We start from the raw sequence: 14020 nt of genomic DNA on the forward strand, positions 1-14020 counted from the left end.
ATCCATGCGCAATTCGTTTTCCAATCTTCCGCTGACCGGTGTGAAGGTCGTCGATTTCGGCCAGTATATCGCGGGCCCTGCCGTCGCAATGTTGCTGGGCGATTTGGGGGCAACCGTGGTGCATATTGATCCGCCCAGCGGTCCGATGTGGGACAGCCCGGCAAATGCTGCACTGAACCGGAACAAGGTGATCGTTAATTTGGCCCTCAAGACGCCAGAGGGGTTGGAGAGAGCCAAAACGCTCTGCGCCGAGGCCGATATTATCGTCGAGAACTTCCGCCCGGGTAAACTGGCCGCGCTTGGAATGGACTTTGCCGCGATGCGCGAAGAAAGGCCCGAATTGATCACAATCTCGATCCCCGGTTTTGCATCGAATGACGAAGAACGGCGCGAACTTCGGGCCTACGAAAGCATCGTCGCGGCAAGTTCGGGCGTATTTACCGACATGGGGCTAAACCGAGTGCTAATGGGGCTGAACCCGTCATTTTCTCCCCTGCCACTTGCCTCGGCTTATGCCTCGCAGATCGCCGCGTCGGCTACGGTATTGGCTTTGCAATCACGGCAGGTAACAGGTCTTGGCGACCAGATCGAAGTTCCGCTGGCAGCCGCTGTGATGGAGGGGCTCTGTTACAACTCGATCAAGGTAGAAAACATGCCCGAGCGCTATCTGACTCAGCGCGAGGTCGAGATTGAACGTCGGCGTATCGAAGGTCTGCCGATGAACGTTGCATATGAAGATCTGCAGGAATTGTTGGACCCGTTCTTCCGCAGTTACATGTGTAAGGACGGGCGCATGTTCTACGTCGTCTGCCCCAGCCATAAGAACCACGCCCGTCGCTGTCTGGAAGTACTCGGCATTTATGACGAGTTGGTTGCTGACGGGCTGACGTCGGAAGAAGACACATACAAACCTTGGTCGGAATGGTCGCACGACACTTCACTTGGGGTCTATCCGATGCCCAAGTTCTGGGCCGATAAAATTGCGGCGCGTATGAAAGAGGTCTTTATGACCCGCACATCGCACGAATGGAAAAAAATGTTCGGCCGGGGCCTGATCCCCGGAGCGCCGCAGCGCTGGCTGCAGGAATGGATTCATGACGAATACGCCGAGACTTCGGGTCTGATGATCGACGTTCACGACCCGATTTATGGTGATATGACGCAACCCGGTCCGGTGGTCTGGATGGAAGAGAGCGGCGAAGAAGCTTTGCAGCCGGAGCCCCGTCGATGGGTCGATTTCGACGAAGCGCTGAAAATATTGAAGAAACACCGCACCGAGATCCCAGACCCTTCTGAAGAAACCGCGAAAGTAGGGTGGTTAACCGGCGTACGGGTTCTGGACCTATGCAATGTGATCGCGGGCCCACATTCGGCCAGTTATCTGGCGCGGTTCGGGGCCGAGGTGATCAAGCTCGACCCATCCGTGCCGATGTATGACAGTTGGAACACCGTCATCTATGGCATGTCCCAGATGCGCGGCAAGCGCTCCATTCTAGCAGACATCACCTCGCATCACGGACGCCGGGTTTTTGAGGACCTTGTGAAATCCGTCGACGTTATCGTTTGGAACGCACCGGACAATCAGATCAAGAAAATGGGTCTTGATGCTGACAACCTGCGCAAACTCAACCCGGATGCGTTGTTCTGCAAACTCGATTGTTTCAGCGGCGTGCGCCGGGGCACGCGTACTGACTACATCGGCTATGATGACTTGGTTCAGGCGACAACCGGTATCATGCTGCGCTTTGGTGGTGCTATGGACCGACCAGAGGAACACGCCCATGTCGGCACGATCGACGTTATGTGCGGATTTGGTGGCGCACTTGGTGTGGCCGCAGCACTCTATCAGAAATACCGCTTCGGTCGGATTGGGCGCGGTCGCACCTCGCTCAATGCCAATAGCGGTCTTCTGCAAATCCCTTTTGCTTTTGATTACAAGGGCCGAGGTCTTTTCGAAGAACCGTCGGGGCCCGAGGCAAATGGCTATGATGCGCTGACACGGTTCTATAGTACTGCATCGGGGCGCTATGTGCTGCTCAGTGCCTACGAAGCGGATCTGCCGCGGTTCCGAAAAGTCGAGGGCTTAGAGGATCTGCCTGATCTGCCAGAAGAAGACCGTGCCGCCTATCTTGCGACTGCATTCCAAACCCTTCCTGCGTCGGATTGGGTGGAAAAACTGCAATCGGCTGATATCGGCGTGGCAATCTGCGAAAACCTCGACGCTTTGCGCGCGCGGAATTCACGCGAGGCGGATGGTACACCGGGCACTGAAAATGGCAGCTACTCTTTCTCGATTTACCCCGACCACCCCAGCGGTCATGAGGTAACACAACTTGATCCCTACGCAGTGCGCCCAACCCGTGCAAAGGTATTTGCAGTCGAGCCATCCGAGAAGTTTGGCACTTCAACCCGTATGATCCTCGGTGAACTCGGTTATGTGGAGAAGGCCATCGAAGTGATGATCAAATCTGGCGATGTTGCAGAGTCGTGGAGTGAGGAATATTTGCCAAGCTAAGCTAATGGCAAGGTCGCTTATAGCAGGGCACAGGGGCAAACTTGCTTTTTGCGATTGGCGGCTCTGCGATGACATAGAGTGCAGCCAATTTTGCGACCGTTGCAGCGTGCATTTCTTCCGAAAGAGCTTCGCAAGCGATAGAGCCGCGCAATGCCCAGGAAAACAAGAAACTTAGTTTGCGGGTCGTTGATCAAGGAGCTTGATTGCTTCAATCACATCGATCGTACACTCGCCTCCTGCAATCCCATCTAAAGCAGTGCGAAGATCAGATATCGCCCTATGCGCCTGTCCAAACAGCTTGCATTGTTTTGCGAAATCTAGGGATGTTCGAAGTTCAAGCATCTTCGCTTTCTGTTCTCTTGCAGTACCTAGTGCCTCAAGAAATTCTTTTTCGGCCAGTTCATTTTCGCAACGTGCGAGCGCGTAGACTCGATCTGTCTCAGATCGGGCCCATCCTTCATTTGTGTACTGCTGTTGTTCACGAGCCTGAGCCAGAAAATTTAGGGCCCTATCTCGGTCACCTATGTTCAATGTGAGTTCCGCCAAAAGTGTCAGAAAGAATGGTTTGTAGTTTCCCGCACCACTCTCCCACCACGCTATCGACGCTTCGTGTAACGCATCGATTGATTCTTGGTTTGGCGAAACATTGGCTTTCACCCAGCTTCGCCACAAGGTCGCAGTCAAAGACATGAATGTGAATGAGTGCTTGGCTGACAGCTCGTCAAGCTGTTTTGCGATCTCCAGCACTTTTTCGGGTTCACGGCGCAACAGATGAAGCATGCATAGATAGGTCAGAGACTGCGCGATACTGTGAGCATGCTCCAGCTCTTTTGCACCCGAAACCGCCAGCATTTGCACCTCAAGTGCTGTGTCTGGATCCCCGCGCATCCACATTGCCAAGCTTAGGAAACACGACGTAATCGCCGCATGGTCGGATCCATAGATGTAAGCCAGATGTGCATCACGTTCCCGGCTGTAGAGTTCGAGTGCTTTGCTTAAATGCTCGTATGCGGGCTCCAGATCGCCAATATGAAACAGTACTGCGCCCATTGCGCGATGCGCCACCATCTGATGCTGCGTCTCACGAGTCGAGGTCGACAGATCCAGCAATTGCGCCGCGACGTTCCTGGCCAAATCATACTCGGCGCGCACCAAATGGAAGGAATACAAACCATTCAGAACTGGAAATAGCTGCTCTGTTTCTTCAACGCGTTCACACAAGTCGCGTATTCTTTCGTAAACAGAACCGGTTTCGTCGGCGGCTATTCCGGCGGTCGTTCGTAAGACACCGGCCTTGAGAACCTGAACCTCAATTTCCTTGCGGTCCCGCTCGATACTTTGATCCATTTCGCCAAGCTGCTCAATCGCCAGGGACAATTGCGTGCCTGCTTCAATGTTAGCAGACCGCTGGACTGCTCGCTGACCTGCAAGATAACGATAGTCCACAGCCTCCTTACACATGCCTGCCATGGTGTAGTGATGAGCCAGAATTTCCGGGCTTGCATCACCCGTATGAGCCGACTTTTCTTTCAAATATTGCGCGACACGAGAGTGCAGAACCCGACGTTCCCGCTTAAGAAGGCTGTTGTAAGCGGTATCACGAATAAGGGCGTGACAGTAGCTGAAGGTTTCGAAACCCTCTGAACGAGACGCTGTTACTATGCCAGCCTCGACCAAAAGCTCCAGCCCTGCGCGCAACGCACCATCGCTTACGTTCGCCACTTTTGAGATCAATTGATAAGTAAACTGAGGGCCTATTACAGCGCCAATCTGGGCGACCTCTTTGGCAGAGCTCAGGCGATCAAGGCGTGCCATCAATGCATCATGTAACGTACTGGGCACCGAGTTTGCCGGCGATGCCCCGCCCATCGTGTAGGTGTCTCTTCCCCTGGTCAGGACGCCAGATTCAAGGAGATCTTTCGTCACCTCCTCAACGTATAGGGGCACGCCGTTGGATCTTGCCGCGACCACGTCATACATCTCATCAGCGACCATCTCGCCTTTGGCGACTTCGTCAACAATGCTCTTTACTTGTCGAAAGTTTAGCTGCTTCAAATCAACCTTCGTAAGGTTCGATTGCAGTGTCCAACCTGGATCGAACTCGAGCCGGAATGTCATGACGACCAGCACCGGAAGGTTGCGAATTCGGTCCACCATCCGATCAAGCAGCAATTTGGTTGTTGGATCAATCCAGTGGGCATCTTCCAAAAGGAAGAGAACTGGAGGACCGTCAGCCTCTGACGCAAGATTATCCAGAAACAATTCCAGCGACTGTTCCATGATCTGCTGCGGTGTCAGATCTAAAGGTCCCAAATGATCTTCAAACGGAACAGACAAAAGGGATCCTGCCAACTTCAAAGCATCGTCCGATTGATCGCTCAACACGCCGCGGATTTTTTCAAGCTTAACGTGATTTGGCTCGTCCGCGCGAAGATCAGCTGCATTCTCAAGTTGGCGAATGATGGGGTGCAGGGAAGTCGCAAAATGATATGGAGAACACTGATATCGCATTTGCTTGTGGGGCAAGTCCGAGATGTTCTGCCGAAATTCTTCTACCAGACGCGACTTGCCAATTCCCGGCTCACCTGACACCAACACAACCTGACCCTGGCGATCACCGGCCAAAGCCCAATTGTCGTTCAGCGCCTCCAATTCCGCGGTGCGACCGACCAAGGGCTTGAGCAAAATATTGTCGATCGCCATAAATCGGCTGACTGTTTCCCGCTCCCCGGTTACTTGCCAGGCTTCGACTTCCTTAGCAAAACCCTTGAGTTTAAACGCACCGCGCAGAACGTATTTAAAAGCATCACCCGCCAGCTGATGAGTGGTTGGGGCGATGATCATCGTACCTGGATCCGCCATCGCTTGAAGACGCGCGGCCAGATTGGGTGCCTCACCCATCGCCGTTCCGTCTTCAAACATCTTTTCGCCGCGCAGATCGCCGACCACAACCAACCCGGTTGCTATCCCAATCCGAACGTTGAGTTTCGCGTGGGTGCGAACATCTGGCATCTCATCAATGATGCGCAGACCGGCACGAATAGCGCGCTCCGGGTCGTCTTCATGGGCGTGGGGAAACCCAAAGAAAACCATAATCCCGTCGCCATAGTAGCTGGCAATATGGCCATCAAATGCTGCAACGGCCGCAGCACAGGTTTCCTTGAAAAGTCGAAGAACATCAGCCAAATCTTCCGGGTCGACGCTTTGCGCTATTTCCGTTGAACCGACAAGATCGATAAACATTACAGTAAGTTGTCGCCGCTCAGCCACGATCTCGGCGCTGTTGCTATTGCTGGGCGGGCGCTGCCCCATTTCCATGCTGGCGCGAACGGCTTTCAGAAAACGCCTTCTCGGCCCCAAGGGAAGTCCGATGGTAATAAGGTCTTCGTCAGTTAGTTCAGACAGGTCGCAAAGTTCAATTTCATGTTCGGCAAAAGCGGCGGCATACTTGGACAAACCATGTTTATTTAGCCAAGACGCTGTTTCGGACATCAATTGGTATTGCTTGCGTTAGGAGCAGGATCTCTGAATGCGCACTGCCAGCAAGCATCTCCTTGTTAACTTAACCCGTCAAATGACCGGTGGCTCATTTGTCCAACAGTATGATCAGTTTCTTGTTTAGTGAAGACTACCGTTTTGTAAGAGGTCAAGGGCTTCATTGGCTCTCTTGACGTGTTACTGGATGCAAAGTCGGATCCAAGCGAGCCGCTTCATCTGGTCCCAATGTGGTCGATGATTTGGAACTCTACCTATGCCATCGCACCAACGAAGGAACTCTTCTCCCTTAAATTGCGGCCAATTAAGGTCGTTTATCATGCAATGTCGTGCTTCGATTGCCGCTCAATCACGTGACAGTCGATTCTCAGGTAAATTCCAAATTGTCAGTACGAATCTTCCACGCGCGTTAAGAACGAGATGACTGTCCAATCTCTTTGAGGAAATCGACCAGCAACCTTCAATTTATATAGACTGGTAGGGTAAAGACCTTAGTTTTTTGGTAAAGCGTCATTTGAACGATGTTGCAAATGGGGTCTTTGGCCTGTCTCATTCCTAGCACCGTCACAACGAAACAAGAATCTTTCCGAAGAACAAAATCAATATGATATAAAGAAATGCGAATATTAGTCCGATGCGGCGTAAATCACCAACGCTGCCGGGTACAAATTGATTTGGGAGGTCACAATGTTTCGTATGCTTCTAAGCTTAACAGCTCTAGGATTGACGCCGGTTAGTGTCCTTGCAGACGCTGTCCCAAGTCAGGAGGCTGCCGAGGGCTTGTTCTCGGAGCAACCCTATTCTCCCTATGCCAACAGATCCTTCCCGGAACGCCCCTTGTGGGGGGACACTCACCTTCACACGGGACTTTCATTGGACGCCGGAGCCTTTGGAAACACTCTGCTGCCGGACGAAGCCTGGCGCTTTGCCAAAGGTGAGCAAGTCATTTCTTCGACGGGCCAGCCTGTCAGACTGGCCCGGCCTTTGGATTGGATGGTTCTTACGGACCACACGGACTTGATGGGATTTGCACCTGATCTGCAGGCAGGCAAACCCGGTGTTCTCGCCGATCCAAAAGGATTGGAGTGGTACAATGGTTACAAAGCGGGTGGAGAAGAAGCTGGCAAGGCTGCGTTCGACATTATTACCAACTTCTCACAGATGACTCTGCCGGAAGTTTTACTTGAATCATACAGTCCGGGCGCTGATGCCTTTGCCTTTACTTGGGAAAATATCGTTCTGGCGGCAGAACGACACAACGACCCTGGCAATTTCACCGCTTTCATTGGGTTCGAGTGGACCTCGGTTCCGAAAGGTTTCAACCTGCACCGGAACGTTATGCTGCGCGATGGGCCTATCAGGGCGCTTCAAATGGTGCCACCGGTCACGCAACCCCCTTATGGTGATACCGATCCAAAGGCGCTTTATGCTTGGCTTGAAGAGTATCAACAAAAAACTGGTGGGCGCGCGGTTGCATTCGCTCATAATGGCAACTTGTCAAATGGATGGATGTTCCCAACCGAAGACACCTATCACGGTGGAAAGGTTGACGAAGAATACGTCGCTGCCCGCGCTAAATGGGAGCCGCACTACGAGGTCACTCAGATCAAGGGCGACGGCGAAGCGCATCCCTTCCTGAGCCCTGACGATGAATTTGCAGACTACGAAAACTGGGATGTCGGCAATCTCGATATCTCGGAACTCAAAACCGACGACATGCTGGCTGGCGAGTACGCCCGCGAGGCATTGAAGCGCGGCTTGATGTTGGAAGAAAAGTTCGGCGTGAACCCCTATAAGTTCGGCATGGGAGGCGCGACGGACAGCCATACATCTCTGGCGACCGCCGAAGAAGATAACTTCTTCGGAAAATCCGTCAGCGTCGAGCCTTCGGCCACAAGGATCAAGCATCCTTTCATCGCCAATGATCTTGGCGAAATTCCCGGCGACCTCCTTGTCGCGTCCGGCTACACGGCCGTTTGGGCGACTGAAAATACGCGTGCGGCGATTTTCGATGCGTTCAAGCGGCGCGAAACCTACGCAACCACGGGGCCACGGATTGGTCTGCGCTTCTTTGGTGGATGGGATTTCAATGACGCCGATGTTGAAACCCGGTTCATTGCAAATGTTGGCTACACGAAGGGCGTTCCAATGGGTTCCGACATGCGCCCTAATGAGGGCGACGGAGCACCCTCATTCCTGATCGCTGCATTACGCGACCCGGTTGGGGCCAATCTGGATCGTGTGCAGGTGATTAAGGGATGGCTGGACTCCGAAGGTGCTTTGCAGGAGAAGGTCTACGATGTGGCATGGTCGGACGATCGAGTTGCTGATCAAAACGGCAAAATCCCTGCGGTTGGCAACACGGTGGATACCGAAACCGCAAGTTGGACCAACACAATCGGGACCGCCGAACTTGTAACCGTTTGGTCTGATCCTGATTTCGATCCAAATGCGCGCGCATTCTACTACGTACGTGCGCTCGAAATCCCGACGCCACGTTGGATACTGTACGACAAATTGAGGTTTGGTGCCGAGCTACCAGAGGATGCGGTGCTTACGCATCAGGAACGCGCGTACTCTTCGCCGATTTGGTATACACCGGCAGAGTGACGTTTCTTCGCACGCGTTTGAAGAATGAGGCAGCAACCTTTGCCGCGTTGCTCTCACCTGAGCTGCAAAACGTCGTGGGCTACGATTCCTTGGAAAATTTAACTGACTGAAGCCAGCATAAAACATATCGCCGGATGGCGTTTCACGCAGGAGCCTTCATGCGAATAGTGAAAGAACCTCTATTCCATTTCTTCTTGATCGGAGCTGCCATATTCATTTGGTTTCACATTGTTTCTCCGAATGACGAGTTGATCGCAGATCCAGAGGCCATAGCAATAAGCGAAAGCGATGCCGCGCGGTTAGCTGAACAGTTCGCAGCCAGGTGGAAACGTCGGCCCAGCAATGCCGAGCTTCAGGCTTTGGTCGATGCATCCATCCGCGAAGAGGTTCTGGTTAGGGAAGCGAGAAAGCTTGGTCTGGATCGCGGGGATAGCGTGATCAGATCGCGCCTGAGCCAAAAGATGGATTTTTTGACCGAAGCCATGGCCACGTCAGTTGTACCTGCAGACAAAGATCTAGAAGTTTTCCTCCAGCAAAATGCGGACCGCTACGCGACACCAAAAAAGATTGCCTTCACTCAGGTTTTTCTTGGTGAAAAGCCAAGTGACGCCGACATCGAAAGGGCATTGTCCGCGTTGCGAGCGGAACAAGAGGTATCCGACTTGGACCGCGCGACATTGCTGCCTGCGTCGATGCCGCTGACCGCGACGCGGGTCATCGACTCCGTCTTCGGAACCGGGTTCTCCGATGGTTTCGTCAATCTCGAAGAAGGTCGATGGGTGGGGCCAATCCAATCAGGCTACGGGGTCCACCTGGTACAGCTGCTGAAGATCGAGCCAAGCCGGATACCTCCATTGCCAGATATCTACGATGAAGTGCTGCGGGATTGGCGCCGCGTCATGAGCGAAGATCTGGCGCAGGCGCAGTATGAGGCTCTTGCCGACAATTATGAGATCATTGCACCCGATTTCACAGGTCAGGCCAAATGAAATTCATACTTGGCCTATTGTATGCTCTGCTGTTTGCCTGGTCTGCCGGCAATGCAGCCGCACATGCGCTTGATCCGGGATATCTAGAAATTCGTCAAATCTCACCGGATGCCTGGAGTGTTCATTGGCGTAAGCCAGACGTGAACGGTCAGCCAATGGCGATCGACGTGGTGCTGCCGGATAGCTGTACGCCTGCCAGCGGACCTGATCCAATGTCCGATGGGCGAGCATGGGTTTCTAGCTGGATTGTGGAGTGCCGCGCGGATGTCACGGGTCAATCCATTACAATCGAAGGGCTGGATACCCAAAAAAACGATGTATTGTTCCGCTGGCATCCCCTTCAGGCCGAGTCTGCTACACTCCGTTTCACCTCAGATATTACCGCCCAGAGAATACCCTCTGAACAGACAGCATGGTCTGTTTTCATCGCGTATTTTCAGTTGGGTTTTGAACATATTCTGGAAGGCTGGGACCATCTGTTATTTGTCTTCGCGCTGTTTATTCTAGTCCGCGATCCCTGGAGGCTGGTGGGAGCCGTAACAGCCTTTACGCTTGCCCATTCAATTACACTGGCATTGGCAACACTCGGAGTTTTAAATGTTCCCGGGCCACCGGTCGAAGCCGTTATCGCGCTTTCCATCGTTTTTTTGGCGATGGAGATTGTAAAGGGCGGCGAAGGTCGGTTCCGACTTTCAAAACAGAAACCCTGGATCGTATGTTTCGGGTTTGGGCTTTTGCATGGGCTTGGATTTGCAGGCGCTTTGGCCGAGATAGGGCTTCCCTCTAACGACATTCCTGAAGCCTTGCTTGCATTCAACCTTGGCGTCGAGGCCGGACAACTAAGTTTTGTCGGGGCTTTGGCTGTTCTGGTTTTGGTTTGGCGGCTCACAGCACTTCCGATCAGCCAAACCGCAACGCTTGTTACCGCTTATGGCATTGGTTCAGTGTCGATGTATTGGCTCATTGAACGAGTTAGTGGTTTTTAGATCGTGATGATGTTCCAAAGTTCGCTGTACCAGTATCGTTCGTTAGATTCTGTGTTGGAGAGGACAATGCCGTTCTAAGTGCGAAGATGAAGTTGCGCCGCGGCTGCTTGATTGGAGTTGTGGGAAGCTAATGGGATAAAGAGTTGTGAGAGACAAATTCGGCTAGAACCGCTTTGCTCCCATTTTTCCAGATCTCGTTTAACCACCGAGCAAAAGCAGCCACAAACTGCGTGTTATGGTCAAAATCGCCACAATACAGGTCCTGTTCAAGCCAAAGTCCGGGATCAATTTTGGCCGCCAGCGCCGTTTTTCTCAGATTTTCCCAAACAGGATCGTTAGGGGCGATTTCTGAGCCATCCTCGCGAACCCCTGCGCACATTCTGCACCAAAAAGCTTCTGCTAGAGCAAGCCCGTTTATGGAAGAGCCTGAAGCAATTGCATCGCGTATCGAGGGCAGCACAAACCCAGGGTGTCGCGCTGATCCGTCGAACGCGACCCGGCGCGTTGTGTCGTGAATTGCAGTGTTCTCAAACCGACGTTCAACCAACCCAAGGTACTCTTGCGGGGTCGTTCCAGGAACAGCGTCAACATGGGGTAGAATTTCTTCGATTTGGACTTTTTCAAAAAAAGCCAATATGTCAGGGTCTTGCATACAAGCAGAAATTGTCGGGACGTTTAGTATCTCTCCAACATTGGCGAGCAGTTGGTGGCCTCCGTTCAATATGCGCAGCTTCTGTGCCTCATATCCGTGAACATCCTCGGTTAAGGTGGCTCCAACTTGTTCAAGTGATGGTCGTCCGGCACAGAAGTTATCCTCGATGACCCATTGGCGAAAGTTCTCGTGTGAAACCGGGGCGCGGTCATCAATACCAAATGCGTTGCATTGTGAAATCACCTGATCACTCGTTGCTGGCACGATGCAATCCACCATCGAATTGGGAAATGCGCCGTTCCGGTCGATCCAATCGGCAAGATCAGGGTCCGACAGGCGCGCTAACCCAACGATACAGTTTCGAAGGATAGTGCCGTTGCCCTGCAGGTTATCACAGCTTAGCGCGGTGAAGGGGGTCAAGCCATTTGCACGACGTATCCCGAGCGCTGCAACAATGGCGCCGAAAGCGGTGCGGGGGTGATTTGGGTTTGCCGCATCGTGGAGAATATCATCGTGATCCGTGTCGAAAGCGCCGGTGTTGGCATCCAGAAAATAGCCGCCCTCAGTTACAGTTAAAGATACAATTCGGATAGACGGATCAGCCATCCCGCGGATCAATGCAGCGTTGCCAGCCTCAATCGGTAGATAGTCGATCATCGGGCCTATGACCTCTGCGGATATTCCTTGTGGATCCAGCTCAATCAACGTGGTCAGGCAATCTTGCGCCAGCAACTTCTGGCGCATCCCGGCGTCATAGCTGCGTACTCCTGCTCCTATAATGGCCCAATCGCGGGCCTGGTCCTGCTGCATAAGCTTATGAATGTACCAAGCCTGATGAGCGCGGTGGAAATTTCCAAGGCCGATGTGAACGATACCGGGCGTCAAGTCCGAGGGTTGATAAGCAGGGGTTCTGACGGTTGCTGGCAAGTCTGCCAGCCTGTCTCGCCGCAGCTGGATCGGAGGGGTTGCGTGTGCCACAGGGTTCATCAGCTCATCCAATTTCCGCCATCGACATTATAGGTTTGTGCAACGATGTATTTTGCCTCGTCAGAGGCGAGAAACACGGCCATGCCGGTCAGGTCTTCGGCCCGGCCCATGCGACCATAGGGTACGCCAGCGGCCACTTCGCGTTTCTTCTGTCCGAGGGGTTTTCCTTCGTGTCTGGCAAAGAACGCATCTACACCGTCCCAGTGTTCGCCATCCACCACACCCGGAGCTATCGCGTTTACATTTATCCCATGTGGGATCAGGTTCAGGCCTGCAGACTGGGTCAAGGATATGATCGCGGCCTTGCTGGCGCAGTACACGGCAACCAGAGACTCTCCACGCCGCCCAGCTTGCGATGCCATGTTGATGATCCGACCTTTAGTACCATGGGCGATCATATGGCGGGCGACGGCCTGCATGGTGAACAAGGCACCGGCAACGTTGATGTCGAAGACACGCTCATAGTCGGCACGATCAATTTCAACAATCGGCGCGGCAGTGAAGATCGCTGCGTTGTTGATCAATATGTCGATCGGCCCGAAATGTGCCGTCGTGCGGGCGATGGCGTTGTCGATGCTCGGCTGGTTTGTCACGTCCATTTCCACGGCAAGAGCAGATGCGCCGATCTCAGTCGCGGCTTGTTGCGCGCGCTGGATGCCGATATCGGCTATGGCGACACGGGCTCCCTCCGCAACATAGGCCTTTGCAAAGGCCAGCCCTATGCCGCGCGCGGCCCCAGTAATCAGGGCGGTTTTACCAGCCAGACGTGTCATCCGATCCGCAAGCCTTTCGCGTCGAACCGGTGGATCACATCAGCGCGCGGTGTCAGGTGAACGCGGTCGCCATGGCGGAAACCCACCTCGCCATCCGCGCGGACAGTGATTGTGTCGGCCAGCCCGGTTTCGTGGACATGGAAAAATGTATCCGAGCCCAGATGTTCAGAAACGCTCACCACCCCGGACCAGTCCCCTTCGGTGTCTGAGACTGTGATATGTTCAGGCCTTATTCCGATGGTCTGAGCACCGTATTTCGCGGCCTCTTCGCCCTCGATGAAGTTCATTTTGGGGGAGCCAATGAAACCCGCAACGAACAGGTTTCGAGGTGTCCGGTATAATTCCAGCGGACTGCCGACCTGTTCGATTACTCCGGCCTGAAGGACGACGATCTTGTCGGCCATCGTCATGGCTTCGACCTGATCATGGGTCACGTAGATCATGGTGGTCGCGAGGCGTTCGTGTAATTCGCTGATCTCTAGCCGCATGCCGACCCGCAGCGCCGCGTCGAGGTTCGACAAAGGTTCGTCGAACAGAAATGCCGCTGGTTCGCGCACAATCGCGCGCCCGATGGCAACCCGCTGGCGTTGGCCGCCCGATAGTTGTCCTGGACGGCGGTCCAGATAATCGGTCAGGTTCAGGACGCTTGCCGCGCCTTCGACGCGCTTGTCGATCTCGGCCTGATCCAGTTTCGCCATACGAAGGGGAAAGGCGATGTTCTTGCGCACGGTCATATGGGGATACAGAGCATAGGACTGAAACACCATCGCCAGCCCTCGTTTCGCGGGCGGGACATCGGTGGCGTCCGCGCCGTCAATGTCGATAGAGCCCGAGGTGATATCCTCCAACCCTGCGATCAGACGTAGTAGGGTGGATTTGCCGCAACCCGACGGGCCGACGAAGACAGTGAACTCGCCATCTTCGATGGTCAGGTCCAGTGGCGGAATGACCTGCACGTCGCCGAAGCTTTTGGTCACGGACTTGAGTTGGATGCGTCCCATGATTGCTTTTCC

At 53.7% G+C, this 14020-nt stretch carries 8 protein-coding genes; 4 read left to right on the top strand and 4 right to left on the bottom strand.

Features of this window, described 5'->3' with window-relative positions:
• The first annotated feature begins 4 nt into the window (after nucleotides 1-4).
• Nucleotides 5-2515 carry a CoA transferase gene (locus tag ACR0DB_RS15055; protein ID WP_480551933.1) on the top strand — a complete coding sequence of 837 codons (2511 nt, stop codon included), beginning with the start codon at nucleotides 5-7 and terminating at the stop codon, nucleotides 2513-2515.
• Nucleotides 2516-2686: 171 nt separating this feature from the next.
• Here ACR0DB_RS15055 and ACR0DB_RS15060 read toward each other — a convergent pair whose 3' ends face one another.
• Nucleotides 2687-6007 (bottom strand): ATP-binding protein, encoded by a 3321-nt coding sequence (locus ACR0DB_RS15060; protein ID WP_480551935.1) that lies wholly within the window; start codon nucleotides 6005-6007, stop codon nucleotides 2687-2689.
• A gap of 690 nt (nucleotides 6008-6697) precedes the next feature.
• Between ACR0DB_RS15060 and ACR0DB_RS15065 the strand changes: the two genes are divergently transcribed.
• From ACR0DB_RS15065 to ACR0DB_RS15075, 3 genes are all read left to right on the top strand, one after another.
• Nucleotides 6698-8620, top strand: coding sequence for a DUF3604 domain-containing protein (locus tag ACR0DB_RS15065; protein ID WP_480551937.1), 1923 nt, complete (start codon nucleotides 6698-6700; stop codon nucleotides 8618-8620).
• Nucleotides 8621-8778: 158 nt separating this feature from the next.
• Nucleotides 8779-9609 carry a peptidyl-prolyl cis-trans isomerase gene (locus ACR0DB_RS15070; RefSeq protein WP_480551939.1) on the top strand — a complete coding sequence of 277 codons (831 nt, stop codon included), beginning with the start codon at nucleotides 8779-8781 and terminating at the stop codon, nucleotides 9607-9609.
• The gene (locus tag ACR0DB_RS15075; RefSeq protein WP_480551941.1) at nucleotides 9606-10595 is read left to right on the top strand and encodes a HupE/UreJ family protein; all 990 of its coding nucleotides are present in this window, start codon (nucleotides 9606-9608) and stop codon (nucleotides 10593-10595) included. Before ACR0DB_RS15070 ends, ACR0DB_RS15075 begins: the two co-directional genes overlap by 4 nt.
• Before the next feature lie 127 nt (nucleotides 10596-10722).
• Here the strand turns inward: ACR0DB_RS15075 and ACR0DB_RS15080 are convergent, their stop codons facing one another.
• Genes ACR0DB_RS15080 through ACR0DB_RS15090 form a run of 3 tightly spaced genes read right to left on the bottom strand, consistent with a single transcriptional unit; the run spans nucleotide 10723 to nucleotide 14008 of the window.
• The gene (locus ACR0DB_RS15080) at nucleotides 10723-12234 is read right to left on the bottom strand and encodes a mannitol dehydrogenase family protein (protein ID WP_170773715.1); all 1512 of its coding nucleotides are present in this window, start codon (nucleotides 12232-12234) and stop codon (nucleotides 10723-10725) included.
• Complete coding sequence (locus ACR0DB_RS15085; RefSeq protein WP_170773717.1) at nucleotides 12234-13007, bottom strand: L-iditol 2-dehydrogenase; 774 nt, start codon at nucleotides 13005-13007, stop codon at nucleotides 12234-12236. The genes ACR0DB_RS15080 and ACR0DB_RS15085 overlap by 1 nt, the downstream gene beginning before the upstream one ends.
• Entirely contained in the window at nucleotides 13004-14008 is a 1005-nt protein-coding gene (locus ACR0DB_RS15090) for an ABC transporter ATP-binding protein (protein ID WP_170773719.1), read from the bottom strand. The genes ACR0DB_RS15085 and ACR0DB_RS15090 overlap by 4 nt, the downstream gene beginning before the upstream one ends.
• Nucleotides 14009-14020 lie beyond the last annotated feature (12 nt).

It is taken from the genome of Ruegeria sp. AB6 (genome assembly GCF_056542685.1).

Bases quoted from the DNA above. Each gene is read 5' to 3' on its own strand.
- ACR0DB_RS15070 (WP_480551939.1), top strand. From the start codon at position 8,779: ATGCGAATAGTGAAAGAACCTCTATTCCATTTCTTCTTGATCGGAGCT.
- ACR0DB_RS15075 (WP_480551941.1), top strand. From the start codon at position 9,606: ATGAAATTCATACTTGGCCTATTGTATGCTCTGCTGTTTGCCTGGTCT.
- ACR0DB_RS15085 (WP_170773717.1), bottom strand. From the start codon at position 13,007: ATGACACGTCTGGCTGGTAAAACCGCCCTGATTACTGGGGCCGCGCGC.
- ACR0DB_RS15080 (WP_170773715.1), bottom strand. From the start codon at position 12,234: ATGAACCCTGTGGCACACGCAACCCCTCCGATCCAGCTGCGGCGAGAC.
- ACR0DB_RS15090 (WP_170773719.1), bottom strand. From the start codon at position 14,008: ATGGGACGCATCCAACTCAAGTCCGTGACCAAAAGCTTCGGCGACGTG.
- ACR0DB_RS15055 (WP_480551933.1), top strand. From the start codon at position 5: ATGCGCAATTCGTTTTCCAATCTTCCGCTGACCGGTGTGAAGGTCGTC.
- ACR0DB_RS15060 (WP_480551935.1), bottom strand. From the start codon at position 6,007: ATGTCCGAAACAGCGTCTTGGCTAAATAAACATGGTTTGTCCAAGTAT.
- ACR0DB_RS15065 (WP_480551937.1), top strand. From the start codon at position 6,698: ATGTTTCGTATGCTTCTAAGCTTAACAGCTCTAGGATTGACGCCGGTT.